The organism is Modestobacter sp. SYSU DS0904 (assembly GCF_054051115.1).
This window is the reverse complement of the sequence record NZ_JBJHAQ010000032.1, coordinates 17,369-43,719: the sequence shown is the minus strand read 5'-3', so window position 1 is coordinate 43,719 and position 26,351 is coordinate 17,369. Positions and strand designations below refer to the sequence as shown.

Genomic DNA, 26,351 nt, shown 5'->3' with positions numbered 1-26,351 from the left:
GCCGGGTCCGGCAGCGTGTGCTGCCGGACCCGGCCGGGACCGGGGGGACGAACGTCAGTTCGTCTGGCCGGCGGCGACCTCTTCGGCGGTGTAGTAGCCGGAGTCGATCAGGACCGACTGGATGTCGTCCTGATAGACCGTCTCGATCGGCAGCAGGTAGGCCGGGACGACCTTGACACCGTTGTTGTAGGTGCTGGTGTCGTTCGCCTCGGGCTCCTCCTCCTCCAGGTAGGCGGTCGCGGCGGCGACGGCCTGCTCGGCCAGCAGCCGGGTGTCCTTGAAGATGGTGGAGTCCTGGACGCCGTCGGCGATGAGCTTGACCGAGGCGATCTCGGCGTCCTGCCCGGTGATCACCGGCATCGGCCGGGGCTGCGCGTCCTGCGTCGGGCCGTAGCCGGCGTTCTGCAGCGCGGTGATGATGCCGCGGGAGATGCCGTCGTAGGGCGACAGCACGCCGTTGACGACCGAGCCGTCGTTGTAGCTGGAGGTCAGCAGGTCCTCCATGCGCCGCTGGGCGGTCTCCTGCGACCAGCGCAGCGTGGCGGCCTGCTCGATGCTCGTCTGGCCGGACTTGACGACGAGCGTGCCGTTGTCGATGTAGGGCTGGAGCACCGACATGGCGCCGTCGAAGAAGAAGCCCGCGTTGTTGTCGTCCAGCGAGCCGGCGAACAGCTCGATGTTGAACGGACCGGTCGCGTCGGCCGGGTTGCCCTCTTCGTCGGTGACGCCCAGGCCGGCCAGCAGGGCGGTGCCCTGTGCGACGCCGACCTTGAAGTTGTCGAAGCTGACGTAGAAGTCGACGTTCTCGGTCTCCCGGATCAGCCGGTCGTAGCTGATCACCGGGATGCCCTGGTCGGCGGCGGCCTGCAGCTGGGAGCTGAGGGCGGTGCCGTCGATCGCCGCGACGATCAGCGCGTCGGCGCCCTCGACGATCATCTGGTCGATCTGCTGCGCCTGGGTCGGGATGTCGTCACCGGCGAACTGCAGGTCGACGGTGTAGTCGGCCGCCTCGAGCTGCTCCTTGACGTTCGCGCCGTCGGCGATCCACCGCTCGGAGGTCTCGGTCGGCATCGAGACGCCGATGCTGAGCTCCGACGGGTCGGCGTCCGCGGTGTCCGCATTGCTGCCGGCACCCTCGCCACCGCAGGCGGCCAGGGTCAGCGCCAACGTGGCACCCAGGGCGGTCAGGCCCAACTTCTTGTTCACTGCCACATCTCTCCTTCGAGACATCTGCCGCCCGATGGCGCAGGCCCGCCTCGGTGCGAGCGGGAACAGTGTGAGCGCTAACAACGGTGGTTCGTCAAGTCCGGTGACCCGATCGTTGTCACGGTCGGGTCACGAGTCGTTCACCTGCCGGCGGCCGGTGGGCCGGCGCCGGCCGACCGCCGGGCCGGGTCAGGCCGAGACGCGCAGCAGCTCCGCCAGCGGCTCCCGGACGACGCACCGGTCGAGGGCGAACACGCCGGCCAGCTGCTCGGCCTCCGCCGGCGTCACCCCGGCGAACGCCGCCCCGAAGTCACCGACCAGCGCCTCGGCGAGCAGCACGTGCCGGACGATGCCGTGGATCCACCGGTGCTGGCCCCACGGGTAGGGCTGGAAGTCGGGGAACTCGCGGGCGACGAGCTGTTCGATCGGCTCGAGCACCTCCCGCACGCCGGCGTCCGTGGAGCCCCACGAGTCGACGCCCAGCCGGGCCTTCTTCGCCAGCACCGGTGCGATCCGCTGCAGGTAGGGCGAGGCGGGCGGGACGGTGACCAGGCCCTGCAGGCCGATGTCCTTGTAGGTCCACAGCGCCCAGCTCGCCCCGTGCTCGCGGTAGACCTCCAGCTGGTCGCTGAGCAGCTGGTACCGCTGGGCGTCGCGCCCGGGGTCGCCGGTGTAGACCGGCCCGAACTCCCCGACCCAGATCGGCGTCCCGGTCTCGCGCATGTACGCCGTCCGCTCCAGGAACGTCTGCTCGACCACCGCACGGTCGACGAACCTCCCGCGGCTCACCCCCGGGTAGGGCCCGCCGTCGACGAAGCCGGGCAGCGCGTAGTCGTGGGCGGTGTAGACGGTGTTCGGCAGCGGGTCACCGAGCTGGTCGAACTGCGTGGAGTAGCGGTTGCCGTCCAGGAAGAGCACGTGGTCGGGGTCGACAGCGCGGATCGCGGCCTCCAGCCGCCGGTAGAACGGGCCGATCGCCTCCCCGACGGCGTCGCCGGGCTCGTTGACCGGGTTGTAGCCGGCCACCCACGGGTTGCCCCGGTAGTGCTCGGCGAGCGCCTCCCAGAGGCCGACGACGCGGTCCTGGAAGTGCCGGTGGGTCCAGAAGTGCGCCCAGTGGGTGGGGTTGTCGCTGTGCCAGTGCTGGTTCTGCGCGCCGGGCAGGGCGTGCAGGTCCAGGATCGCGTGGATGCCGGCCCGGGCGCAGGCGTCCACCGCCTGGTCCAGCCGGCGGAAGCCCTCGGCCTTGAACTCGCCGGGGCGCATGTCGTCCTCGAAGTGCCGGTAGTTGAACGGGATCCGCACGCAGTTCAGCCCGAGCGAGGCCAGGTACTGCGCGTCGGCGTCGGTGAAGAAGTCGTCGAGGAAGCGGTCGAAGAACCGCCGGTACCCCTCCTCACCCAGCGCGGCCCGCAGCGCGCGCCGCTGCTGGGACTCCGTCCCGGGGTAGCCGGTGATGAAGTTCTCCATGTTCAGCCAGCCGCCCAGGCCGAGGCCGCGGAGCACCACGGTGCCGCCGTCGGGCCCGGCCAGCCGGTCGCCGTCGACGCGGATGAGCTGCTGGTGCGGTTCCGTCACGGCCCGATCCTGCCCCAGTGGATCGTGAGCGGCGTCACTGGCACCATGCCGCCATGCGTGGGCTGATGCAGGACGTCCCCCTCACGATCGACACGATCTTCCGGCACGCCGAGCAGCACCACGGCGACGTCCCGATCGTCACCAACTCACCCGCCGGCAAGGTCCGCACCACCTACGCCGAGTGGGCCCGGCGCACCCGCCGGCTCGGCGGTGTGCTGGACACCCTGGGGATCAGCGCCGACGGCCGGGTGGGCACCTTCGCCTGGAACTCCGCCCGCCACCTGGAGCTCTACTTCGCCGCCCCGTGCACCGGGCGGGTGCTGCACACGCTCAACGTGCGGCTGTTCCCCGAGCAGCTGACCTACATCGCCAATCACGCCGAGGACGAGGTCGTCTTCGTCGACCGCACCGTGCTGCCGCTGCTGTGGCCGCTCATCGACACCATGACGACCGTCCGGCACGTCGTGGTGATGGACGACGGCGGGGACGCCGAGGTGCCCGACGACCCGCGGGTGCACGACTACGAGGAGCTGCTCACCGCCGCCGAGCCGGTCGAGTTCGACGTCCGCGACGAACGGTCGGCCGCGGCGATGTGCTACACCAGCGGCACCACCGGCAACCCGAAGGGCGTCGTCTACTCGCACCGCTCCACGGTGCTGCACACGATGGCGGTGGTCGCGCCCAACGGCTTCGGGATCGGGATCGACGACGTCGCGATGCCGGTCGTGCCGATGTTCCACGCCAACGCCTGGGGGATCGCCCAGGCCGCGCCGGCCGCCGGGGCGGCGATGGTGTTCCCGGGGCCGATGATGCAGCCGCAGGCGCTGGCCGACCTGATCGTCGACGAGGGCGTCACCTTCACCGCCGGCGTCCCGACGATCTGGCAGGGGATGCTGCCGCACCTGGCCGGCCGCCCGCACCGGCTGCGCACGATCGGGTGCGGCGGCTCCGCGGTGCCCCCGGCGCTGTCGCAGGCCTACGCGGAGCAGGTGGGTCTGCCCATCTACCAGGCCTGGGGCATGACCGAGACCCACCCGGTCGCCTCCGGCGGCACCCTGGCCCGCCGCTACGCCGACGCCGACCCGGAGACCGTCACCGCCCAGCGCGCCCGGCAGGGCATCCCGCTGTTCGGCGTGCAGGCGCGCATCGTCGAGGCCGGCACCACCGACGAGCTGCCCTGGGACGACGTCGCCACCGGCGAGCTGCAGGTGCGCGGCCCGTGGTGCGCGCAGGAGTACCACGCCGCCGACGCCGGCACCGAGCTGACCACGCCCGACGGCTGGATGAGGACCGGCGACGTCGCGGCGATGGACGCCTTCGGCAGCATCCGGATCGCCGACCGCACCAAGGACCTGATCAAGTCCGGCGGCGAGTGGATCTCCTCGGTCGACCTGGAGAACGCGATCATGAGCCACCCGGCGGTCGCCGAGGCCGCGGTCGTCGCGGTCCCCAGCGCGAAGTGGGGCGAGCGGCCGCTGGCCTGCGTGGTGCTCAAGCCCGGGGCGACCGCCGGCGAGCAGGAGATCCTCGACCACGTGCGTCCGCAGGTGGCGAGCTGGTGGGTGCCGGACGCGGTCGAGTTCATCGACGAGGTGCCCAAGACCAGCGTCGGGAAGTTCTCCAAGAAGGACCTGCGCGCCCGCTTCGCGGAGTTCCCTCAGACCCGCTAGGGCAGAAATGGCCATTTCTGCCCTGGATGTCAGACGACGTAGGCCGGGCGGCCGGTCTCGCTGACCATCGGCCGGCCGGCGGCGTCCCACTCGCCCATGCCGCCGCCGACGTTCACCGCGTCGTAGCCGTTCTGGTTGAGCCACGCCGCCACCCGGGCCGAGCGACCGCCGCCACGGCAGGTGACGTACACCGGGTCACCCTCGGGCACCTCGTCCAGCCGCGCCGGCACGTCGCCCATCGGGATGTGGGTCGCCCCCTCGATGTGTCCGGCGGCCCACTCGTCGTCCTCGCGGACGTCGAGTACGACGGCGTCCTCGGGGACCTCGGCAGCCGGCACGGTCGGGACCTGCATGGGCATCATCACGCACTCCATCGTGGCACGGGGTGCCGGGAGCCCGCCCCTCGTCGGGGTGCCGGAACGGGTGCCGGGCACCCCGCCCTGCGAGGATGGGCGGCGATGTCCGCTCCCCCACCGGCCCGGGACCCCGCCTGGCCGCTGTCCCGTTCGGCCATCGGCCTGTGGACGGTGCAGGGCACGCTGGGCGTCCTGTTCTGGGCCGTGGCCGTCGCCGCCTTCTGGCTGTTCGTGCCGCCGGACGCCGGCGGGTGGGTGCAGGTGGTGCGCTGGCTCGCGGTCGCGCTGCTCGTCGTCGACGCCGTCCTCGCCATCGGCGTGCAGCCGCGGCTGCGCTGGCGGGTGCACCGGTGGGAGGTCACCGGCGAGGCGGTCTACACCCTCACCGGCTGGCTGAACCGCACCTGGACCCTGGTGCCGATCTCCCGCATCCAGACCGTCGACGTGAACCGCGGCCTGCTGCAGACGATGTTCGGGCTGGCCACGGTCGCGGTGCTCACCGCGTCGTCGCAGGGCACGGTGCGGATCTGGCACCTGGAGGTCGGGGTCGCCCGGCAGGTGGCCGAGGACCTCGCCCGCCGGGCCGAGCAGGTGCGGGACGTCGCGACGTGACCTCCCCGGCCCCGCCGGAGGCGCCGCCCGGCACCCGCACCTCCCCGCGGGTGCTGCTGGTCCACACGATCACCTTCAAGCAGGCCCGGTCGCTGGTACCGGTGGCGCTGGCGGTCGCCGCCGGGCGGGGGTTCGAGGGCGGCCCCTGGGCGGCCGTCGCGCTGGTCGCGGCGGTCACCGTGCTCTCGCTGGCGTGGGCCGCGCTGACCTGGTGGCGGTTCACCTACGCCGCGGGTGAGACCTCGGTGGTCGTCACCCGCGGGCTGGTGTCCCGCTCGACGCGCACGGTGCCGATCGACCGGATCCGGGGGGTGGAGGTCGAGACCCCACTGCTGCACCGGGTGTTCGGCCTGGTGCGGGTGCGGATCGACGCCGCCGCCGGCGCCGCCGGCAACGACGAGGAGCTCGTGGTGGACGGCGTGCGCCGCGCCGAGGGCGACCGGCTGCGGGAGCACCTGCTCTCCCACCGCCACGCCACCCCGGCGGCGGCGACCGGCCGGCACTCCGCGCCGGAGCCGGAGGAGGAGGAGCTGCTGCGGCTGCGCTCCCGGTGGCTGCTGTACGCGCCGCTGATCGGCACCTACCTGGTGGTGCCGCTGGCCGCCGTCGGCGCGCTGTTCCGGGCCGTCGACGAGCTGCCCGACGGCTACCTGCCCGAGCTGACCCCCGGGGTCGAGGAGCTGAACGGGGTCGACGGCTGGTTCATCGCCGCGGCGGTGGCCGGTGGGCTGGTGCTGCTGGCCGTCGCGGCGGTGCTCGGCGCCGCGGTGGTCAACTGGCGGTTCCGGCTGGTCCGCCGCGGCGGGTCGCTGGTGGCCGAGCGCGGTCTGCTCACCCGCCGGCACACCGACCTGGAGGTCGACCGGATCCGCGGCTGCGCGGTGAGCGACGGGCTGGGGATGCGGCTGGTCGGCGCCGCGCGGGCGACCGCCCTGGTCACCGGCCTGGGCGACGCCACCCGCCGCGGGCAGCTGCTCCCGCTGGGCCCGCGCGCCCAGGCCTGGCTGCTGAGCGACTCCCTGGCGCCCAGCCCGGGGCCGCTGCGCCCGCACCCGAAGGCCGCGCTGCGCCGCCAGGTGGTGCGCGCCCTGGTGCCCGGCGTCGTCCTCCTGCTGGCCGGGGCGGTGCTCACCGTGCGGTCGGGCTGGTGGCCGCTGCTGGCCGCCGGCGGCGTGCTGACCGTGCTGGCCGTCCCGGTCGCGCGAGCGCGGTACGCCTCGCTCGGGCACGCGGCCGGCGGCCCGACCCTGGCGGTGCGGTCGGGATGGCTGGTCCGCGAGCACGTGGTGCTGCAGCGGCGGGCCGTGGTCGGCTGGGAGGTGCGGCAGACCTTCTTCCAGCGGCGGGCCGGGCTGGCCACCGTGCAGGCCTGCGTCGGCGCGGGGAGCGGCGGCTACGCGGCGGTGGACATGGCCGCCGACGAGGCCGCGGGCTTCGCCGTCGTCGCCTCCGGCCCCTGGGCGGGCACCCTCTCCCGCTGAGCCGCGCTCACCCCGGCAGCAGCGTGCCGAGCAGCCCGGCGGCGGCCACCGGTTCGTCGCCGGCCAGCAGCCCGGCGGCGGCCAGCACGTACCGGCGGTCGACGACGACGTCGGCCGCCCCGGCCAGCACCCCGCCCGCGCCACCCCGGTCGGCGGCCACCCGGTCGACCACCGCGGCGACGGCGGCGGGTGCGGCGTGCCGGAACACCCCGCCGGAGAGGACGACCAGCCCCACCCCGCGGGCGCTGGCCCCGCCCGGCCCGTAGCCGGCCTCGGCCCGCAGGTGCCGGCGCAGCGCCACCACGGCCGCGGCCTCGCCCAGGGCCAGCGGCTCCTCCCCCGGGTCGGCCAGCCCCTCCGCCCGGGCGGCGGCCCGCAGCGCGCCGGCGCTGGCGTGCACCCCCAGGTCGCCCTCCACGGTGCGCCGCCGGGCCGGCACGCCGACCGCCGACCGCTGCAACCCCGACTGCTCGGCGTCGGCCGCCGGCACGCAGTGCACGTCGGTGGTGGCCCCGCCGACGTCGAGCACCAGCACCCCGGGGCGTGCGGAGCCGGCCCGCTGCGCGGCCAGCGCCGCGACCCCGTCCAGCACGGCGTCCGGGGTGACCGCGCGCACCCACCGGCGCAGCCGCTGGTCGGCGGAGAGCCGGTCCCCACCGATGACGTGGGTCAGGAACACCTCCCGGATCGCGCCGCGCGCCGACTCCGGGGCGAGCAGACCGATGTCGGGCAGCACGTTCCCGGCCGGGGTCACCGGGACGCCGGCGGCGATGAGCACCGCCACCACCTCGTCGCGCACCGCCGCGTTGCCGGCCAGCACCACCGGGACGGGAAGAAGGACCCCCCTGCCCCCCGGTACTCGCACGCTCGCACCGGGCCCCTGCAGCGGGGCCGACCCGGCGAGCGCGGCGGCGTTGTGCCGCAGCACCGTGGCCTCGCCGCCGTCGGTGCCCCCCACCAGCAGGACGACGTCGGGCTCCGCAGCGGCGAGCGCGGCCAGCCCGGCGTCGTCCAGCCGGCCGGCGGCCACGTGCACCACCCGGGCGCCGGCGGAGAGCGCGGCACGGTGCCCGGCCTCGGCGCTGATCAGCTCCTCGTAGCCGACGACCGCCAGCCGCAGCCCACCCCCGGCGCTGGAGCAGGCGCGCACCTCGGCGCCCCACCCCGCGGTGGCGGCGAGCACGCCGGCGACGACGTCGTCGGGCGTGGTCGGCGCCTGGCGGGTGGCCAGCAGCCGCCCGCCGGGCAGCTCGACCAGCGCCGCCTTGGTCCAGGTGGACCCGATGTCGACGCAGGCGAGCCGGGTGGTCACCGCCGAACGAGCCCGGCGGTGGCCGCGCCGGCGGTGAGCTCGTCCAGCCCGAAGGCCTGCACCGGGCCCAGGGCACCGACCCCGGTCACGCCACCGTCGGCGGCGCGCACGGCGCCCCAGGCCAGCAGGTCGGCCGTCATCGCGTACGGGTCGGGGCCGGCGAGCTCGACCCGGGCCACCCGGGTGCCGCGGCCGTCGCGGACCTCGGCGACGACGGCGGTGCGCACGTCCCCGGCGTCCGAGGGCGCCTCCGCGACGCGCCCGGCGACCAGGTCGGTGAGCCGGGCCAGGCCGGTCTGCGCGCCGGGCACCCGCCGCAGCCGGGGGACGAAGGGAGCGAGCCGGTGCGCGACCGGGGTCGCCGACCCGAACCAGTCCAGGCTGACGCCGACCTCCTGCAGCGTGGGGGCGAGCCCGGGCAGCGCAAGGTGCTCCGACCCGCCGACCGACAGCCCCTCGCGACGGCGCCCGGCCGCGTCGAAGACCCAGGTGCGCGTGCCGGCCGGCTCGTCGACCAGCCGGCCGCCGGTGAAGGCGTGCCCCTCCTCGAGCGCGACGCCCAGCAGCGAGGTCAGCGTGCCGCGGGAGAACGCCTGGCCGCGCACCCCGTCGAGGGCGTACCCGACGTCGACCCGGTGCGCCCGCGCCCCGGCGTCGGCCAGGGCCAGCGCGGCGGCGAGGTTGCCCGGCACGTAGTCGTGCCCGAACGCGGTGAGCAGCGTGGCCCCGGCCGCCGCGGCGCGGGGGCCGTGCCGTTCGAACACCCGGCGGAGGAAGGGCGGCTCGCCGGTGGAGTCGAGGTAGACCGCGCCGGCGTCGACCGCGGCGGTGACCGCCGGCTCGCCGAGGCGGAGGAACGGGCCGACCGTGCTGACCAGCACGTCCCCGGACTGCAGCAGGGCGCGGACCGAGGCGGCGTCGGTGACGTCGGCCGTCGCCGTCTCCAGCGGGCCGCCGTCGGCGCCGAGCCGGCCGGCCAGCTCCGCCAGGCGGTGCGGGTCGCGGCCGGCGAGCACCGGGCGGGCTCCGCGGGCGACGAGGGCGGCCGCCGTCCGGCCGCCGGTGTGGCCGGTGGCGCCGAGCAGGACGATGCGGGGAGCCATGACCTCAACGTAGGGAGCCGTCCGCTCGCGCACAACGGAACTGCGCGGTCCGGGCGTGCGACCGGCCGCGCCGGGTAGGGCGCGGGCGATGGAGACCAGCGCCGGGGGCCCCGGGGTGTCAGGCCGCAGCGTGTCAGGCCGCGCCGTCCTGCCCGAGCCCGATGCGCCCGGCCAGGGCGGCGGCCTCCACGCGGGTGGACACCTTGAGCTGGCGCAGCAGGTTGGCCACCAGCCGCTTCACGGTGCGCTCGGAGACGTGCAGCGTCGTGGCGATGTCGACGGTGCTCGTGCCGGCGGCGACCAGCCGCCACAGCCGGCGGTCATCGGCGGACAGCTGGGCGGCGATGCCCTGGTCGGCCGAGGGGGCGGCGTCGTCGAGCAGCTGGCGCAGCAGCGACTCCGGGATCACCGACCAGCCGTCGAGCACGGCGAGCAGCGGCCGCACCAGCGCTTCCGGGCTGGCCGTCTTGGGCAGGAAACCGCTCGCCCCGGCCCGCAGCGCCTCCAGGGCGGCATCGGCCTCGGCGAGCCCGGAGAGCGCCACGATGCGCACCAGCGGGTCGGTGCGGCGGATCGCCGCGATCGCCCGGGTGCCGCCGGGGGGCGGCATGTGCAGGTCGACGACGGCGACGTCCGCGTGGTGGCGGCGCACGAGCGCGGCGCCCGCGGAGGCGTCGTCCGTCGTCCCGACGACCCGGACCCGGCCACCGCTCTCCGGGGGGAGCAGCAGCTCGAGGCCCCGGCTGAACAACGGGTGGTCGTCGATGACGACCACGTCCACGGGGGGACGGCGCTCAGCTCCGGCCTCGGATCCCTCCACGTCACTCCCACCTGGTCGACCGCGCTCGGCGCGGCTGACCGGGCGCAACCCCGGAGGTGCCCGTGACCCTCGCTGCCGACACACGACCTGCGTCACTCCCCGCCCTGGTCACCGACCTGGTCCGAGCGGTGCGCAGCCACCTGCCGGTGGCCGGCCAGGAGGCGGTGAGCACCGGCGACGCAGTCGTGCGCGCGCTCTGCCACGACATGCGCAGCCCCCTGGCCGCGCTGGAGTCGGTGCTCGACCGGCTGGACGGCGATGCCGCCGGCCGCCCGGAGCTGCTCCAGCTGGCCCGCGACCAGGCCCGCCACCTGTCCTCTCTGCTCCGCACCGCCAACGCCACCGGCGGCGCCCCCGAGCGGCGGGGCGTGCGCCGGCTGGCCGAGGTGATCCGGGCGTCCGTCGGGGCCTCGGGTCTCCCCGAGCACCAGCTGCGACTGGAGCTCTCCCCGGAGGCCGGTGAGGTCTCGGTGGCCGACGCGCGGGTGCAGCGGATCCTCACCAACCTGCTCGAGAACGCCCACCGGCACGGCGGCGGCGAGGAGGTCCGGCTCGCGGTGCGCCGCCGCGGCGGGTGGGTGGAGCTGGCGCTGACCCAGCACGGGGTGCCCGCCGAGCGGGTGCTGGGCCACCTGAGCCGGCCCACGCCACCGGTCGACCTGACCGGGCTGGGGCTGTGGTCGGTGCAGCGGCAGACCCGCGAGCTGGGCGGCCGGCTGGCCTGGTGCCGCGCCGAGGACGGCGCCTTCACCCTGGTGGTCCGCCTTCCCGACCGCTGAGCGGGCACTCCGGGCCGCCGGCGCGTTCTGCGCGGGTGCCGGTCGGTCGGCGCTGACGAGGTCGGCCCCTGCGGGCCACCGGACGGCACGGGGGTGTCAAGCGCCGGGGGCATCTGGTCTGTGTCACCCCGAACGGGGCGGCACGGCGAACGGCTCGACCAGAGGAGAGGCCCGTGTTCACGCACACCCACGCCCTGCAGTACGAGGCCAAGCCCGACGGCCCGGACCCGGATTTCGCGCGCAAGCTGCAGGAGATCCTCGGTGGCCAGTGGGGCGAGATGACCGTTGCCATGCAGTACCTGCTGCAGGGCTGGAACTGCCGGCTGCCCGGCAAGTACAAGGACATGCTCCTGGCGATCGGCACCGAGGAGCTGGCCCACGTCGAGATGATCGTGACGATGATCGACCGGCTGCTGGACCACGTCCCGCTGAAGCCCGACGCCTCGGACCGCAGCAAGGAGGCGGCCGCCGGCTACGGGCAGCACAACCCGCAGCACGCGATCGTCAACGGCGCGGGCGCGTACTACCGGGACAGCATGGGCCTGCCCTGGAGCGGTGGGTACGTGACCGCCAGCGGCAACCTGATGGCGGACTTCCACTACAACGCCACCGCTGAGATGCAGGGTCGGCTGCAGGCGGCGCGCCTGTTCAACATGACCGACGACCACGGCGTCAAGGACATGCTGCGGTTCAACCTGGCCCGCGACCACATGCACCAGATGCAGTGGCTGGCCGCCATCGAGGAGCTCAAGTCCGACGGCATCGAGGGCATCCCGGTCCCCGAGGCCTTCCCGATGGACGAGGAGCTGCCCGAGTTCGCCTACACGTTCATCGACGCCTCCGACGGTGCCGAGGCCGCCAACGGCCGCTGGGCCAACGGGCCGGCGCTGGACGGCACGGACAACCAGCTGCGGGCGGCGCCCATCGCCGCCAACGCCGACGCGCCGATCCTCCCGCCGGGCGACCCGCGGCTGTACCCGACGCCGCAGACGAAGATGAACACCCTCATCCAGAAGGCGAAGGACGCCCTCAAGTAAGGCGTCCCCTCGCGCCGCCGCCGTGCCGGCGCCCCGACCCGCCCCCGGGCGGAGCGGGACGCCGGCGCGGCGGGCGCCCGACCTGCTGGAGGTCCCCCGTGCACCTGTCCGTCTCCACCCCGCACCTGACCGACCTGCACCTGCCGGCCGTCCGCCTCCCCGCGCTCCGCGTCCCCGCCCGGGTGACCGCCGCCTCGGCGCTGCTGACGGTCGTCTACCTCACCGCCCTGGCCGTCGCGGTCACCGCCCCGGCCGAGCAGGCCCTCGCCGGCGGCGTCGTGCTCGCCGGGCTGGTCAGCCGCTGGGCGGTCCGCCGGCGGCGGTCGGTGACCGCGGCGGTCCCCGTCGCCACGGACGCCGTCGACACCGTGCTGGCGTCGCCCGCGCTCGTCGAGGAACCGGCCCGCGCCACCGCCTGAGCCGGGACCGGACGCACCCCCGTCCCACCGGCGTCCGCGCCGCCGGCCCGGGACGACACGAGGCCCGCCCCCTGCCGGGGACGGGCCTCGTGGTAGCGCAACGTGCTGGAACGGCCCTCCTGCAGGGTCCCGCCGCGAGCCTGCGAGCGGTGGGTCAGGCCTCGCTGCAGGGCCCCATGGCGAGCCTGCGAGTCATGGGGGGCAGCGAGGTCCTTCCACCTTCTTCAGTGCGCGACCGCCTTCTCCGCGCCGATGCCGGTCAGGGACCGGACCTCGAGCTCGGCGTACTTGTCGACGTCCGGCTTCTCCTTGGAGAGCTTGGTGCCCAGCCAGCCGAGGAAGAACGACAGCGGGATGGAGACCAGCCCCGGGTTGCGCAGCGGGAACCACGCGATGTCGAAGTTCGAGAACATCGCCGTCTCCGACCCCGACACGACCGGCGAGAAGATGATCAGGCCGATGCAGACGATCAGCCCGCCGTAGATCGACCACAGCGCGCCCTGGGTGGTGAAGTTCTTCCAGAACAGCGTGTAGAGGATGGTCGGCAGGTTGGCCGAGGCCGCCACCGCGAAGGCCAGGGCCACCAGGAAGGCGATGTTGATCCCGGCCTGCAGCGCCAGGATGCCCAGCCCGATGGAGACCGCGCCGATGACGACGGCGGTGATCCGGGCGACCCGGACCTCGGCGTTCGCCTCCACCTGGCCCTTCTTGAGCACCGAGGCGTAGACGTCGTGGGCGAAGGACGCCGAGGCGGTGATCGTCAGGCCGGCGACGACCGCGAGGATCGTGGCGAAGGCGACGCCGGCGATGATGCCCAGCAGCACCGTGCCACCGAGCTCGAACGCCAGCAGCGGAGCCGCCGCGTTGACCCCACCCGGAGCGGCGAGGATCTCCTCGGATCCCACCAGGGCACCGGCGCCGTAGCCGATCACCAGGCTGAACAGGTAGAAGGCGCCGATCAGCCAGATGGCCCAGACGACGGACTTCCGGGCGTCCTTGGCGGTCGGCACGGTGTAGAAGCGCATCAGCACGTGCGGCAGCCCGGCGGTGCCGAGCACCAGGGCCAGCGCCAGGCTGATGAAGTCCAGCCGGGTGGCGTTCGACAGCCCGTACTGGGCGCCGGGCTCCAGGACCTGCTGGCCCTCCGACGCGACCGCCCCACCGAGCAGCGAGGAGAGGTTGAAGCCGTACTCGGCGAGCACCCAGATCGTCATGACCAGGGCGCCGGCGATGAGCAGCGTGGCCTTGATCATCTGCACGTAGGTGGTGCCGCGCATGCCACCGACCAGCACGTAGAAGATCATCAGCGCGCCGACGACGACCACGACCAGGGCCTCGGCAGCGGCGCCGCTCACCCCGAGCAGCAGGGCGACCAGGCCACCGGCACCGGCCATCTGGGCGAGCAGGTAGAACAGCGACACGAAGAGCGTGGAGATGGCGGCCGCGGTGCGCACCGGGCCCTGCCGCATCCGGAACGCCAGCACGTCGGCCATGGTGAAGCGCGCCGTGTTGCGCATCAGCTCGGCGACCAGCAGCAGCGCCACCAGCCAGGCGACCAGGAAGCCGATCGAGTACAGGAAGCCGTCGTAGCCGTAGATGGCGATCGCCCCGGCGATGCCGAGGAACGAGGCCGCCGACAGGTAGTCACCGGCGATGGCCAGACCGTTCTGGGTGCCGGTGATGTTGCGGCCGGCGGCGTAGTAGTCGGCGGCGCTCTTGTTGGTGCGGCTGGCCCGGAACGTGATGAACAGCGTCACCAGCACGAAGGCGCCGAAGATCGAGATGTTGATCGCCGGCTCGCCGATCGTCACGCCTTCGGCGGCGAACACGTCAGCCACGGGTGGACTCCTCACTGCGCGGGGCGGCGAACTCGTGCGCCTCGAGGCGGGTCCGCATCTCGTCGGAGATGGGGTCGGTGTTCTTGCTGGCGTGCCGGACGTAGAGCTGGGTGATGAGGAACGTGCTCACGAACTGGCCGAGGCCGAGCAGCAGGCCGAGGTTCACGTTCCCGAAGACCTCGGTCGCCATGAAGTCGCCGGCGTAGGTGGAGAGCAGGACGAAGAGCAGGTACCAGGCCAGGAAGGCCACCGTCATGGGGACGGCGAAACCGCGGAACCGGCGCCGGAGCTCGCTGAACTCCGGCGAGTCCTGGGCCTGGCGGTACTCCTCCGCGGTCAGCAACCTGCGGTCGTTCGGTGTGGTCACGGCACACCTCTCTGTGCGTCGCCTGAGTCGTGATCGCGGTCACCATAGGCGGCGCACCCGGCACATGGGGAAGATCACGGGCGACACGTTGCAGAAAAGTTGCGAGAACGTCCGGATCCGTCGCAGAACTCCACCCAGGGGCAACGCCGGGGTAACCCACCCCTGCTGACATGGGCACATGGCGTTCTCCTGGGCTGGCGGCACGCGGGGCACGGGCGCACGGACGGCGCCGGGAACGGCCGGAGGAGGCACCGGCTGGTACCCGGTGGCCCGCTCGGCCGACGTCGGGACGACGCCGGTGCCGGTGGGCGCGGGCGGCCAGCCGTTCGTCGTCGTCCGGCTGGCGCCCGACGCGGAGGTGACCGCCGTCGGCGCCCGCTGCCCGCACCGGCTGGTGCCGCTGACCACCGCGACCGTCGTCGACGGCCGACTGCAGTGCGGGTACCACGGCTGGCAGTTCAACGCCGAGGGCCGCTGCACCCGCATCCCCGCGCTGGGCCCGCACGGCGCGCCCCCGCCGCGCGCCGACCTGCCGGTGCCGTGGGCGGTGGAGGAGCGCGACGGCTGGGTGTGGCTGGCACCCGACCGCACGCCGGTCACCCGGCCGCCGCGGGCCGGCGGTTCCCACCCGGCACCCGACCCGGAGCAGGTGCCCGAGCTGCCCGAGCCGGCCGGTCCGGTGTTCGGCAACCTCGACCCGGCGCTGGAGCACGCCTGGCACCCGGTGGCGCTGGCCGGCGAACTGCGGGAGGGCGGGTACGTCCAGGTGCGGCTGCTCGGCCGGAACTGGACCGTGCGCCGGCAGGGCGGGGCACTGGACGCCGATCCGCCGGCATGGGGCGTGACCGAGCGGCTCGGGCTGATCTGGCTGGCCCCCGACGAGCCGCGGGACCGGCCGCTGCCGGTGCCCGAGGCCGACGACCCGCGGTACAGCGCCGCCTGGCTGACCCCGGCCCGGACCTCGGCGCCGGCCGGTCCGCTGATCGACGCCTTCGTCGACGTCGCCCACGTGCCGTTCGTGCACGCCACGGCCGCCGGCCTGGACGCAGAGGTGCCCGACCAGCCGGTCGCCCGGGAGCCGGGCGGGTTCTGCAGCAGGCAGGAACGGGCCGTCGAGGACGGCGTGCTGCAGGCCACCTACGTCCACCGGGCCCCGTTCCAGCTGCTGCTGCGGCTGACCCCGCCCGACGGCGCGGGGACCACCGTCCTCACGCTGCTGCAGCCGGAGGACGCCGACTCGACCCGGGTCTTCACCTGCCTGTTCCTCGCCGGCGCCGACGGGCAGCCGGTACCCGCGGAGGTGGTGGCGGCCGAGGTGGCCGCCGAGCAGGCCGCGCTGACCGAGGACCTCCGCCTGGTGGCGGGCACGACCGCCACCGGCCTGCCCCTGCTGCTGCGCGACGAGCTGCACGTGCGCTCCGACCGGCTGGGGGTGGCGCTGCGCCGGGCCCTGGCCGACTTCGCCGCCGAGTGCGCGGCCCTGGACCGGACCACCGAGCTGCAGCATCGCGCCAGCGCCTGACCCCCGGCCGGTGCGCTTGGATGGCGCCGTGACCGCAGCCGGGCCGTTCGAGCGCGGGACCGACGGTCCGCGGGTGATCCTGGTCGGCATCGACGGGTCGCCGACGTCGCTGCGGGCCGCGTCCTACGCCGCGGGGCTCGCCCGGCGACAGCGGTCGAAGCTGGTCGCGGTGTTCGTGACCGAGGCGGCACCGTCGATGGCCGGCTGGGTGCCGAGCGCGCAGGCACTCGTGCGGGAGGCGGCGGCGGAGGTGGACGCCGAGCTGCGGGCGGAGCTGGGGCTGGCGGCCGAGCAGCTCGGGGTCGAGGCGGAGTACCGCACCGCCAGCGGCGACCCGGTCGCCGAGCTGACCCGGATCGCCGACCAGGTGCTGGCCGACGCGGTCGTCGTCGGCGCCTCGGAACAGGCCGGCCACCGGGTGGTCGGCTCGGTCGCGGTGCGACTGGTCCGCCTGGGCCGCTGGCCGGTGACGGTCGTCCCGTGACGGAGCTGGGAGCGGCGTGTCAATCCCCCAGCCTCATCTGTGGACGAGCGCCTGACCTGCGGTTTCGACTGGATCTACGAGCCATATCCAGCTAGAATTCGAACACACATTCGAATGGCGGGAGGTGTCCGTGAGTCAGTTGTCGACGCTGGACGCCGATCCGGATGTGCTTGCGCCGAACGTGGTCGCCGAGCTGCCTTCCGATGACCTGGAGCGCCTGCTCGGGTCGGGGTTGGCCTCGGCGCTGGACTCGTTGGCCTGCGATGACCTGAAGTCGCTGTTCGGGCCGCAGGTGCTGGGCCGGTTGCGGGGGTTGCTGGTCGCGCAGAACCGGTTGGCCGCCGAGGTGGCGCGCACGGTGCGGGAGTGCGAGCTGACCCAGGCCGCGGAGGTCGACGGGCTGAAGTCGATGCGGTCGTGGCTGGTCGGGCATGGGTTGCTGGCCGCCCCGGAGGCCGAGCGGGTGGTGCGCACCGGTCGGTTGGGCGAGCGGTTGCCGGCGCTGAGCGCCGCCGCGGCGGCGGGGGCGGTGACGGCGGGGAAGCTGGCCGAGGCCGCCCGGCGGCTGACCCCCGCGCGGCTGACGTCGGCGCAGGAGCAGGGGCATGACCTGGCCGAGGTCGATGACGCGTTGGCGCTCGCGGCGGCCACCCAGACCCACGAGGGCTTCGTCGGGGTGGTCACGCGGTACGTGGCCGGGGTCGACCCGGACGGACCGGAGCCCGACCCGACCGAGGGGCGGCGGCTGTGGACGTCGAAGAACGCCGACGGGCTGGCCTTCGGTGGTCAGCTGGATGCGGTGGCGGGGGAGAAGTTCACCGCGGCGCTGGAGTCGATCGTGCAGGCCGACCGCCCGAAGGGCGACCTGCGGACCCGGTCCCAGCAGCAGGCCGACGCGCTGGCGCAGCTGTGCGACAACCAGCTCGCGGCGGGGAACCTGCCGACGCTGCGCACGCACAAGCCGCACGTGGTCGTCACCCTCGATGCCGAGGACCTGGTCGACCCCGCCACCGGAGCAGCCGCGGCGACCACCGGCTCCGGGCAGCTGCTCTCCGCGGCGGGGGGCCCGCTGGCTGGCCTGTGACGGGAGCATCTCCCGGATCGTGATGGGCCCCGACGGCGTGCCGCTCGATCTCGGTCGGGACCACCGGGTGGTCACCCCCGGCCTGCGGCGGGCCGTCGAGCGGCGGGACAAGAGCTGCGTGTTCGCCGGGTGTGGGGCGCCCACCTGGTGGTGCGACGTGCACCACCTCATCCACTGGATCCACGGCGGCGAGACCTCGTTGGAGAACTCAGCGCTGCTGTGCGAACGGCACCACACCAAGGTCCACCACGGCTTCCGCGTCGAGCGACAACCCGACGGCCGATGGCGCACCTGGCGACCCGACGGCACCGAGATCCTCATCGGACCCCTGCTCAGCTGACGCGGCCCCTCACCCGACGCCGGGTCTCACCTCGTGCCGCGCCCCACGGCTGCGTGCCCCTGCCCGCGGCTGCATGGCGCTGTGTGCGGCTGCGAGGATCGCCGCGTGCCCGAGCCGACGACCGTCCCCTCGCTCGGCCTCAGCGCCCTGACCGGGCGCACGTTCGACGCCGTCCTGTTCGACATGGACGGCACGTTGATCGACTCGATGAGCGGCGCGCTGGCTGCCTGGGCCACCTGGGCACGCGAGCACGACGTCGACCCGGCCGTGCTCACCGAGCTGGGCATGGGCGGCCGCCCGGCGGTGCAGGTGATCGGGCAGCTGCTGGCCGCCGAGCGGGTCGCCGACGCCCTGGCCCGCATCGAGCACCTGGAAACCGAAGCGGCCGCGGACGGCATCGCCGTGCTGCCCGGCACCGTCGACGCGCTGACCGCCCTGCCGCCGGAGCGCGTCGCGATCGTGACCTCGTGCACCCGCACCCTGCTGGCCGCCCGGCTGGCCGGCTCGGGGCTGCCCCGGCCGCGGGAGATCGTGACCTTCGACGACGTCGAGCAGGGCAAAGCCGCCCCTGACCCGTTCCTGCTCGGCGCCCGCCGGCTCGGGTTCGACCCGGCCCGCTGCCTGGCGGTCGAGGACGCGCCCGCCGGGCTGGCGTCGGCCCGCGCCGCCGGGTGCACGACCCTGGCCGTCGGCGACACCCACCGGCCCGACGAGCTCGTGGCGGACGCGCACGCACCCGACCTGTCACACGTGCGGTTCGCCGTGACCGCCGACGGCATCACCGTCCGGGCGGCCTGACGCCCACCACGCGGGACGGCCGCCGCACGGCGTCGGCCTCCACCCCCGGGTGGACGCGCCGCTCACCCCGCAGGACGACGACGGCACGCCGTCCCCTGCCTACTGTCGCCACCATGGACTCCACGGCCCTCGAGCGCCTCGCAGCCTGGCTGCGCCGGCACCCGTTCGCCGTCGACAGCGCGCTCGCGGCGCTCTTCTTCCTGTTCACCACCGTGCTCGGCGCGGGGTACGCCGGCGACGCGGGGCTCTTCCTCAGCTTCCTGCTGAGCATCCCGCTGGCCTGGCGCCGCCGGGCACCGGTGCCGGCTGCCACGGCCGTCGTCGTCCTGAGCCTGCTGCAGCTGATCACCTACACCGCCGACCTGCTGCCCGCGAACTTCGCCGCGCTGGTGATGGTCTACGCGCTGGCCGCCTACGGCCCCCGCTGGGCCTCCAAGGCCGGCCTGGCCACCGGCCTGGTCGGTGGGGTGCTCGCCGCCTTCACCTACTACACCGGCCCGTACGACCCGGCGTCCCTGATGGTCAGCTCCGGTGCGATCGGCGTCTCGGTGGTCGCCGCCTGGGCGCTGGGCGACCTGCGCCGCGCGCGCGTGCTGCGGATGGCCGGCCTGGAGGAGCGCGCCCGGCTGCTGGAACTGGAGCACGAGCAGGAGATGCGGCTGGCGGCCCAGGCCGAGCGGGCCCGGATCGCCCGGGAGATGCACGACGTCGTCGCCCACTCGCTGTCGGTGGTGATCGCCCAGGCCGACGGCGGCCGCTACGCCGGTCAGGCCGACCCGGCGGCCGCCACCGAGGCGCTGGAGCAGATCTCGGCGACCGGCCGCCAGGCGCTCACCGACATGCGCAAGCTCCTCGGCGTGCTGCGCGAGGGCGACGGTCAGGAGTTCGCCCCCCAGCCCGACGTCGCGGCGATCGACGACCTGGTCGCCGACGTCGCCGCCAGCGGGCTGGACGTCGACCTGCTGGTGGAGGGCTCGGCACAGCCGATGCCGGCCGGCGCGCAGCTGGCCGCCTACCGGATCGTGCAGGAGTCGCTGACCAACGTGCTCAAGCACGCCGGCCCGGCCGGCAAGGCGTGGGTGCGGCTGCACTGGCGACCGGACTCCCTGGAGCTGTCGGTGCTGGACGACGGCCGGGGCGCCGCCGCGGCGATCGCCGTCTCCGACGGCGAGGGGCAGGGCCTGCTGGGCATGCGCGAGCGCGCCGAGCTGCACGGTGGCCGGCTGACCGCCGGTCCCCGACACGGCGGGGGGTTCGGCGTGCACGCCGTCCTGCCCTACCGTTTCGCTCGATGAGCAGCGCATCTCCCGCCGACCCCGTCCGCGTCGTCCTCGTCGACGACCAGCAACTGGTCCGCGCCGGCTTCCGGATGGTGATCGACTCCCAGCCCGACCTCACGGTGGTGGGCGAGGCCGGCGACGGCGCAGCGGCCGTGGAGCTGCTGCGGTCGACGCCGGCCGACGTCGTGCTGATGGACATCCGCATGCCCGGCACGGACGGGATCACGGCGACCCAGCAGGTGACCGCCCTCCCCGACCCACCCCGGGTGGTCGTGCTGACCACCTTCGACCTCGACGAGTACGTGATGTCGGCGATCGGCGCCGGGGCCAGCGGCTTCCTGCTCAAGGACGCACCGCCGGAGGAGATGCTCGCCGCGGTCCGCACCGTGCACGCCGGCGACTCGGTGATCGCGGCCAGCTCGACCCGGCGGCTGCTGCAGCACGTCGCGCCGATGCTGCGCGGGACCGGCTCGGCGGGCACCGCCCAGCCGCACGACGACCGGGCGCTGGCGGAGCTGACCCCGCGGGAGAAGGAGGTGCTGGTGCTGATGGCCTACGGCGCCACCAACACCGAGGTCGCCGCGCAGCTGTTCGTCAGCGAGGCGACGGTGAAGACGCACGTCGGCCGGGTGCTGTCCAAGACCGGCAGCCGGGACCGGGTGCAGGCTGTCGTGCTGGCCTACCGCAGCGGCCTGGTCGCCCCCGCTGACCTGCTCCGCGACGCCCCCGCCTGAGCCCATCAGCCCGCGGGATGACACCGGGTCCTCCTGCGGGGGCAGCAGCGCACCCGCGGAGACCAGCCCCGGCGGCGACGCGGGAGGAGACCTCCGGACGAGAACGTGGTCATCGTCAACGACCGCGTCCGTCCGGAGGCCCGAAGTGTCCGTTCCCGTCCTGTCCGTCCCCGGCGAGCCGCCGGCGGCCGGCTACTCCGCCGCCGCCCGCGCCCGCGGGCTGCGCAAGACCTACGGCGCCGGCGAGACCGCGGTGCACGCACTCGCCGGTGTCGACGTCGACTTCGAGCGCGGCGCGTTCTCCGCGATCATGGGCCCCTCGGGCTCGGGCAAGTCGACGCTCATGCACTGCCTCGCCGGGCTCGACGCCGCCACCGACGGCCAGGTCTGGCTGGGCGACACCGAGCTGACCAGCCTGCGCGACGAGCAGCTCACCAAGCTGCGCCGCGAGCGGATCGGCTTCGTCTTCCAGGCCTTCAACCTGCTGCCGGTGCTCGACGCGCAGGAGAACATGCTGCTGCCGATGCAGTTGGCCGGGCAGCGGCCCGACCAGGCCTGGATGGACGACGTCGTGGGCCGGCTGGGCCTGCGCGACCGCCTGCACCACCGCCCGCACGAGCTCTCCGGCGGCCAGCAGCAGCGGGTCGCCGTCGCCCGGGCGCTGCTCCCCCGCCCCGACGTCGTGTTCGCCGACGAGCCGACCGGCAACCTGGACTCCCGGTCCGGCGCGGAGGTGCTCGACCTGCTGCGCTCCAGCGTGCGGGAGACCGGGCAGACCGTCGTCATGGTCACCCACGACCCGGTGGCCGCCTCGTACGCCGACCGGGTCGTGCTGCTCGCCGACGGCATGCTGGCCGGCGAGCTGCAGCAGCCCACCGTCGACTCGGTGATCAGCGCGCTCCGCGGACTGGGGGACTGACGCCGTGCGCACCGGGGCCATGTCCACAGTCACCAGGGCGAGCATCCGCGCCCACATGGGCCGGCTGGTCGCCTCCACGCTGGCGATCGTCATCGCCGTCGGCTTCGTCGTCGCCACGCTGATCCTGAACGAGACCACCCGCGCCACCGTGCTGGAGGCGGCCGGCGCCCAGTACGTGGACACCGCCGCCGTGGTGACCGCCGACGGCGGCGAGGGCCTCGCCGCCGTAGCCGACCAGCTCACCGCCGTCGACGGCGTGCGGGCGGTCGCCCCCACCTGGGAGGCCTACCTCCAGATCGTCCCGCCGGGGCGCACCGGGGCCCAGTACGCGGAGGTCGAGTCCGTCGCCGGCGAGCCGTCGCTGCGCTGGCAGCACCTGACCGCCGGCGCGCTCCCGGTCCGCCCGGGTGAGGTGGCGGTGAGCGAGCGGGTGGGCGCCGAGGTCGGCGACGTCCTCCCGGTCACCGTCTACGACGACGAGGGCGTCGCGGTGACCGCCGATGCGACCGTCACCGGCGTCGTCGACCTGCGCGGTGACCCCACGGCCGGCCTGTACGGGCGGCTCTGGGCCACCCCGGACCAGACGCGGGCCTGGGGCGCCACCGAGCCGACCGAGCTGCGGATCGCCGGCACCACCGGCACCGACCCGGCCGCCCTGGCCGACGCCGTGCGCAGCACGCTGACCGACGAGAGCGTGACCGTGCGCACCGGCACGGAGCAGGCCGAGCACCAGGCTGCCGCCATCACCGGCGACGCCGGCTTCCTCACCACGATCCTGCTGGTCTTCGGCACCATCGCCGTGCTGGTGGCCGGGTTGGTCATCGCCAACACCTTCGCGGTGCTGCTCGCCCAGCGGACCCGCGAGCTGGCGCTGCTGCGCTGCGTCGGCGCGACCGCCCGGCAGATCCGGCGCAGCGTGCTGGCCGAGGCGGCGGTCACCGGCCTGGCCGCCTCGGTGCTCGGCGTGGGCGCCGGCATCGGGCTGGCCGCCCTGGTCTCGGCGATCGTCGGCGCCACCGACTCGCCGATCCCGCTGTCCGGGGTGTCGGTGCCGCTCTACGCGGTGCTCGCCGGCCTCGCCGTCGGCACGCTGACCACCCTGCTGGCCGCCATCGCCCCCGCCCGGGCCGCCACCCGGGTGGCGCCGCTGGCCGCGCTGCGGCCCAGCGACCCGGCGCCGTTGCGCTCCCGGGGCGGCGTGGTGCGCCTGGTGGTCGGACTGCTGCTGGTCGTCCCGGGCGTGGCGCTGATGGTCTACGGCGTCAGCTCCGCGGAGATCCTGATCACGCTGCCCGGCGGGGTGCTCAGCGCGCTGGGCGGGCTGCTGCTGGCCCAGCGGGCGGTGCCGCCGGTGGTCGCGGCGGCCGGCCGGCTCCTCGGCCGCGCCGGCGGGCTGCCCGGCCGGCTCGCCGCCGGCAACGCGTCCCGCAACCCCCGCCGGACGGCGGCCACCGCCACCGCACTGATCATCGGGGTCACCCTGACCACCGCCATGGTGGTCGGCGCCTCCTCCACCCGGGCGACGGCGCAGGCGGGCCTGGCCGCCGCCTACCCGACCGACGTGATCGTCCAGGGCGGGGGCACCGAGCTGCCGGCGTCACTGCCGGGGCAGCTCGAGTCGGTGGACGGCGTGGTCGCCACCACCACGCTGCCCGGCGGCACGCTCACCGGCCCGGACGACTGGGAGACCTGGGCCCTCGGGGTCGACCCCGAGGAGGCGCTGCCCGTGCTGCGCTCCACCGCGGACACGACGCTGCCCGCCCTGGGGGAGGTCGCCCTGTCCCGCTGGACCCGGGAGAGCTGGGACACGGCCGTGGGCGACAGCGTGACCCTGACCGCCGGCGACCGGTCGCGGGAGCTGACCGTGGTGGCCGGCGACGAGGACGCCCCGCTGCTCAACATCGCGGACCTGCGCGCGCTGGTGCCGGACGCGGTCGAGGACACCGTCTGGCTGCGGCTGGCCGACGACGCCGACCAGACCGCGGTCATCGACGAGGTGACCGAGCTCGCCGGCGTCGCCGTCCCCACCGCGTGGGTCACCGGCCTGGCCAGCGAGCGGGCCGCGATCGACCAGGTGGTCGACGTGCTGCTGCTCGTCGTCACCGGGCTGCTCGGCGTGGCCGTGCTGATCGCGCTGATCGGCGTGGGCAACACCCTGGCCCTGTCGGTGGTCGAGCGGCGGCAGGAGAGCGGGCTGCTGCGGGCACTGGGCCTCACCCGGCGCCAGCTGCGCGCCCTGCTGGCCTGGGAGGCGGTGCTCGTCGCCGGGGTGGCCGCGGTGATCGGCGTGCTGGTCGGTGGCGCCTTCGGTGCGGCCGGCGCCGCCTCGGCGCTCGGTGAGGTGGGCGAGGTCGTGGTCAGCGTGCCGTGGCTGCAGGTGGCGGCGATCGTCGTGGTCGCCACGGTCGCCGGACTGCTCGCCTCGGTGCTGCCCGCCCGCCGCGCGGCGAGGACCCCACCGGTGGCCGCCATCGCCGGCTGAACCGACGAGCAATCCCGGGCCCTGTCCACCTGGTGGGCAGGGCCCGGGCGTCGTCTGCACCACTTCCCGGGCACCGACCAGCCGCGTCGGGGATGCTGGAGGGCGTGCCGAGAATCCGCCGCACCGCCGCCCTCACCGCCACCGCTGCCCTCGCCGGTGGGGTGAGCTGGCTGGCCCGGGCCGCCTGGGGGCTGCCGACGGCGCTGGGCGCCAGCCAGCGCCGGCTCCGCCCGACCGTCACCGGCTCCCCGCAGTTCGCCGACGGGAAGTTCCACAACAGCATGCCGACCCCCGCGCTGGAGCCGGCCAACGCCCGCAACGGCCTGCTGCGCCAGTGGCACGAGGACCGGCACAAGGGCCTGCCCGGCGGGCCCATCCCGTTGGCCACCCCGGCGGTGCCCGCGGAGGCCGGCGAGCTGGCGGTCACCTGGTACGGCCACTCCAGCGCGCTGCTGGAGATCGACGGCCACCGGGTGCTGCTCGACCCGGTGTGGGGTGAGCGGGTCTCGCCGTCCCCGGTGTTCGGCCCGACCCGGCTGCACCCCGCCCCGGTGACGATCGCCAGCCTGCCCGCGGTCGACGCGATCCTGATCAGCCACGACCACTACGACCACCTCGACCTGCCCTCGGTGCGGGCGCTGGTGCGCACCCAGTCCGCGCCCTTCGTCGTCCCGCTGGGCATCGGGGCCCACCTCCGGGGCTGGGGCGTGCCCGACGACCGGGTCGTGGAGCTGGACTGGGACCAGGCGACGACGATCGCCGGCCTGACCCTCACCTGCACCGAGGCCCGGCACTTCTCCGGCCGCTTCTTCGCCCGGGACACCACGCTGTGGTCCTCCTGGGTGGTCACCGGGCCGCGGCGGCGGGTGTTCTTCGGTGGCGACACCGGCTACACCCCGGCCTTCGCCGCCATCGGCGCCCGGCTCGGCCCCTTCGACCTCACCCTGCAGCCGATCGGCGCCTACAACGAGGCCTGGCACGCCATCCACATGGACCCCGAGGAGGCGGTCCGGGCGCACGGCGACCTCGGCGGCCGGGTGCTGCTGCCCATCCACTGGGCCACCTTCAACCTGGCCTTCCACCGCTGGGCGGAGCCGGTGCAGCGACTGCTGGCCGCCGCCGGGGAGCGCGACGTGCAGGTCGTCGTCCCGCGGCCCGGTGAGCGGATCGACGTCCTCGACCCGCCGCCGTTGGACGACTGGTGGACGGCGGTCGGCTCGGCGGACGACGCCGGGCTCGGGGCCACGCCGCGGGTCCGCTCCCGGCGGGGCGGCTCCCGGCGGGGCGGCTCCCGGCGGGTGATCTCCCGGACCTGACCGCCGCGGTCAGCCGACCAGCAGCTCCGCCCGGTCCGGCCGGGTCACCGTGCGCGCTGCCAGGGTGGCGACGACGATGCCGGCAGCGGCGAGCGCGGCGACGCTCACCGGCTGCGGGCCGGGTGCGGTGGCGATGCCCAGCAGGCCCCAGACCACGGCCGCGGCGAACGGCCCACCGGCAGCGTAGGAGCCGAGCAGCACCACGGAGGCGACCCCGGCGACGAGCACCAGCGCGGCCACCGCCCAGGCCTGGGCGGCGAGGGTGGACGGGGAGATCCCCAGTGCCACCCCCGTGCTCCCCACGTTGGCCACCGAGGCCACGGTGAGCCAGCCCAGCAGCAGGCCGGTCGTGGCGCGCGGCAGCAGGCGGTCCAGTCCGGCGGCGGGCACGCTCTGCAGGCGGACGTAGGCGACCGCGGTGGCCGCCGTGATGCCGAAGATCAGCACCTGGGCCACGTACTGCCCGACGCCGCCCTGCGGGTAGACGATCTCCCAGACCGTGTTGCCGGCGAACGCCACCGCGAGCGGCCAGCCGGTGCGCCGGTGGACCTCGCGTGCCCGCTGGGCCGGCAGCGCCTGGTACACCGCCCAGGCCAGCGCGCCGGCGAAGAGCACGCCCCAGATGCTGAAGGCCCAGCCGGCAGGCGTCACCAGCGAGCGGTCCTGGTCGCTCACGTCCCCCACGCTGCGTCCGGCGAGCGCGGTCCCCAGCGGGCTGCCCACCACCTGGGCGACGGCGGTGACGGCGACCGCCACGACCCGAGCGTCGTCCCTCATCGGTTCCTCCGTTCCGGACCGCGGGTCGGCCTCCTGC

25 protein-coding genes are annotated in these 26,351 nt (G+C 75.0%); 16 read left to right on the top strand and 9 right to left on the bottom strand.

Going from position 1 to position 26,351, the window contains the following annotated elements:
• Positions 1 to 54: 54 nt before the first annotated feature.
• Positions 55 to 1,206 carry a multiple monosaccharide ABC transporter substrate-binding protein gene (gene chvE, locus ACI79U_RS17275; protein WP_457071553.1) on the bottom strand — a complete coding sequence of 384 codons (1,152 nt, stop codon included), beginning with the start codon at positions 1,204 to 1,206 and terminating at the stop codon, positions 55 to 57.
• A 189-nt stretch (positions 1,207 to 1,395) separates the two neighbouring features.
• Entirely contained in the window at positions 1,396 to 2,784 is a 1,389-nt protein-coding gene (locus ACI79U_RS17270) for a glycoside hydrolase family 5 protein (protein ID WP_457071551.1), read from the bottom strand.
• 53 nt (positions 2,785 to 2,837) lie between these two features.
• On the opposite strand from ACI79U_RS17270, the gene ACI79U_RS17265 reads away from it, so the two are divergent.
• Positions 2,838 to 4,454, top strand: coding sequence for a long-chain fatty acid--CoA ligase (locus ACI79U_RS17265; protein WP_457071549.1), 1,617 nt, complete (start codon positions 2,838 to 2,840; stop codon positions 4,452 to 4,454).
• Positions 4,455 to 4,483: 29 nt separating this feature from the next.
• Here ACI79U_RS17265 and ACI79U_RS17260 read toward each other — a convergent pair whose 3' ends face one another.
• Positions 4,484 to 4,813, bottom strand: a complete 330-nt coding sequence (locus ACI79U_RS17260) for a rhodanese-like domain-containing protein (RefSeq protein ID WP_457072676.1) — start codon at positions 4,811 to 4,813, stop codon at positions 4,484 to 4,486.
• A 99-nt stretch (positions 4,814 to 4,912) separates the two neighbouring features.
• Between ACI79U_RS17260 and ACI79U_RS17255 the strand changes: the two genes are divergently transcribed.
• Positions 4,913 to 5,422, top strand: coding sequence for a PH domain-containing protein (locus ACI79U_RS17255; protein ID WP_457071547.1), 510 nt, complete (start codon positions 4,913 to 4,915; stop codon positions 5,420 to 5,422).
• Positions 5,419 to 6,903 (top strand): PH domain-containing protein, encoded by a 1,485-nt coding sequence (locus ACI79U_RS17250; protein ID WP_457071545.1) that lies wholly within the window; start codon positions 5,419 to 5,421, stop codon positions 6,901 to 6,903. The genes ACI79U_RS17255 and ACI79U_RS17250 overlap by 4 nt, the downstream gene beginning before the upstream one ends.
• Before the next feature lie 7 nt (positions 6,904 to 6,910).
• On the opposite strand, the gene ACI79U_RS17245 is transcribed toward ACI79U_RS17250, so the two are convergent.
• The 3 genes from ACI79U_RS17245 to ACI79U_RS17235 form a co-directional block, all read right to left on the bottom strand.
• The gene (locus ACI79U_RS17245) at positions 6,911 to 8,215 is read right to left on the bottom strand and encodes a glutamate mutase L (RefSeq protein WP_457071543.1); all 1,305 of its coding nucleotides are present in this window, start codon (positions 8,213 to 8,215) and stop codon (positions 6,911 to 6,913) included.
• Positions 8,212 to 9,318, bottom strand: coding sequence for a saccharopine dehydrogenase NADP-binding domain-containing protein (locus ACI79U_RS17240; RefSeq protein ID WP_457071541.1), 1,107 nt, complete (start codon positions 9,316 to 9,318; stop codon positions 8,212 to 8,214). Before ACI79U_RS17240 ends, ACI79U_RS17245 begins: the two co-directional genes overlap by 4 nt.
• A gap of 133 nt (positions 9,319 to 9,451) precedes the next feature.
• Positions 9,452 to 10,099: a response regulator gene (locus tag ACI79U_RS17235; RefSeq protein WP_457071539.1), complete on the bottom strand. Its 648-nt coding sequence runs from the start codon at positions 10,097 to 10,099 to the stop codon at positions 9,452 to 9,454.
• 101 nt (positions 10,100 to 10,200) lie between these two features.
• Between ACI79U_RS17235 and ACI79U_RS17230 the strand changes: the two genes are divergently transcribed.
• The 3 genes from ACI79U_RS17230 (at position 10,201) to ACI79U_RS17220 (ending at position 12,373) form a co-directional block, all read left to right on the top strand.
• Entirely contained in the window at positions 10,201 to 10,917 is a 717-nt protein-coding gene (locus ACI79U_RS17230; RefSeq protein WP_457071537.1) for a sensor histidine kinase, read from the top strand.
• 173 nt (positions 10,918 to 11,090) lie between these two features.
• Positions 11,091 to 11,954 (top strand): manganese catalase family protein, encoded by an 864-nt coding sequence (locus tag ACI79U_RS17225; protein WP_457071535.1) that lies wholly within the window; start codon positions 11,091 to 11,093, stop codon positions 11,952 to 11,954.
• 98 nt (positions 11,955 to 12,052) lie between these two features.
• Positions 12,053 to 12,373, top strand: coding sequence for a hypothetical protein (locus ACI79U_RS17220; RefSeq protein ID WP_457071533.1), 321 nt, complete (start codon positions 12,053 to 12,055; stop codon positions 12,371 to 12,373).
• A 224-nt stretch (positions 12,374 to 12,597) separates the two neighbouring features.
• On the opposite strand, the gene ACI79U_RS17215 is transcribed toward ACI79U_RS17220, so the two are convergent.
• Positions 12,598 to 14,211, bottom strand: a complete 1,614-nt coding sequence (locus ACI79U_RS17215; protein ID WP_457071531.1) for a solute symporter family protein — start codon at positions 14,209 to 14,211, stop codon at positions 12,598 to 12,600.
• A complete protein-coding gene (locus ACI79U_RS17210) occupies positions 14,204 to 14,578 on the bottom strand; it encodes a DUF485 domain-containing protein (RefSeq protein ID WP_457071529.1) in 375 nt (124 codons plus the stop codon). The genes ACI79U_RS17215 and ACI79U_RS17210 overlap by 8 nt, the downstream gene beginning before the upstream one ends.
• A 178-nt stretch (positions 14,579 to 14,756) precedes the next feature.
• Here ACI79U_RS17210 and ACI79U_RS17205 point away from each other — a divergent pair, with 178 nt between their 5' ends.
• From ACI79U_RS17205 to ACI79U_RS17160, 10 genes are all read left to right on the top strand, one after another.
• Positions 14,757 to 16,100 (top strand): Rieske 2Fe-2S domain-containing protein, encoded by a 1,344-nt coding sequence (locus ACI79U_RS17205; RefSeq protein ID WP_457071527.1) that lies wholly within the window; start codon positions 14,757 to 14,759, stop codon positions 16,098 to 16,100.
• 28 nt (positions 16,101 to 16,128) lie between these two features.
• Entirely contained in the window at positions 16,129 to 16,584 is a 456-nt protein-coding gene (locus tag ACI79U_RS17200; protein ID WP_457071525.1) for a universal stress protein, read from the top strand.
• Between the two features lie 130 nt (positions 16,585 to 16,714).
• Complete coding sequence (locus ACI79U_RS17195; RefSeq protein ID WP_457071523.1) at positions 16,715 to 17,668, top strand: DUF222 domain-containing protein; 954 nt, start codon at positions 16,715 to 16,717, stop codon at positions 17,666 to 17,668.
• 22 nt (positions 17,669 to 17,690) lie between these two features.
• Positions 17,691 to 18,008 carry an HNH endonuclease gene (locus tag ACI79U_RS17190; protein ID WP_457071555.1) on the top strand — a complete coding sequence of 106 codons (318 nt, stop codon included), beginning with the start codon at positions 17,691 to 17,693 and terminating at the stop codon, positions 18,006 to 18,008.
• 105 nt (positions 18,009 to 18,113) lie between these two features.
• A complete protein-coding gene (locus ACI79U_RS17185) occupies positions 18,114 to 18,806 on the top strand; it encodes an HAD-IA family hydrolase (protein WP_457071521.1) in 693 nt (230 codons plus the stop codon).
• Between the two features lie 113 nt (positions 18,807 to 18,919).
• On the top strand, positions 18,920 to 20,101 hold the full coding sequence (locus tag ACI79U_RS17180) for a sensor histidine kinase (protein WP_457071520.1): 1,182 nt from the start codon (positions 18,920 to 18,922) through the stop codon (positions 20,099 to 20,101).
• Positions 20,098 to 20,820, top strand: a complete 723-nt coding sequence (locus ACI79U_RS17175) for a response regulator (protein ID WP_457071518.1) — start codon at positions 20,098 to 20,100, stop codon at positions 20,818 to 20,820. Before ACI79U_RS17180 ends, ACI79U_RS17175 begins: the two co-directional genes overlap by 4 nt.
• A gap of 145 nt (positions 20,821 to 20,965) precedes the next feature.
• Positions 20,966 to 21,739 (top strand): ABC transporter ATP-binding protein, encoded by a 774-nt coding sequence (locus ACI79U_RS17170; protein ID WP_457071516.1) that lies wholly within the window; start codon positions 20,966 to 20,968, stop codon positions 21,737 to 21,739.
• A 19-nt stretch (positions 21,740 to 21,758) separates the two neighbouring features.
• The gene (locus ACI79U_RS17165; protein ID WP_457071514.1) at positions 21,759 to 24,221 is read left to right on the top strand and encodes an FtsX-like permease family protein; all 2,463 of its coding nucleotides are present in this window, start codon (positions 21,759 to 21,761) and stop codon (positions 24,219 to 24,221) included.
• 104 nt (positions 24,222 to 24,325) lie between these two features.
• Positions 24,326 to 25,537 (top strand): MBL fold metallo-hydrolase, encoded by a 1,212-nt coding sequence (locus tag ACI79U_RS17160; RefSeq protein ID WP_457071512.1) that lies wholly within the window; start codon positions 24,326 to 24,328, stop codon positions 25,535 to 25,537.
• 9 nt (positions 25,538 to 25,546) lie between these two features.
• Here ACI79U_RS17160 and ACI79U_RS17155 read toward each other — a convergent pair whose 3' ends face one another.
• Positions 25,547 to 26,314: a hypothetical protein gene (locus ACI79U_RS17155; RefSeq protein WP_457071510.1), complete on the bottom strand. Its 768-nt coding sequence runs from the start codon at positions 26,312 to 26,314 to the stop codon at positions 25,547 to 25,549.
• Positions 26,315 to 26,351 lie beyond the last annotated feature (37 nt).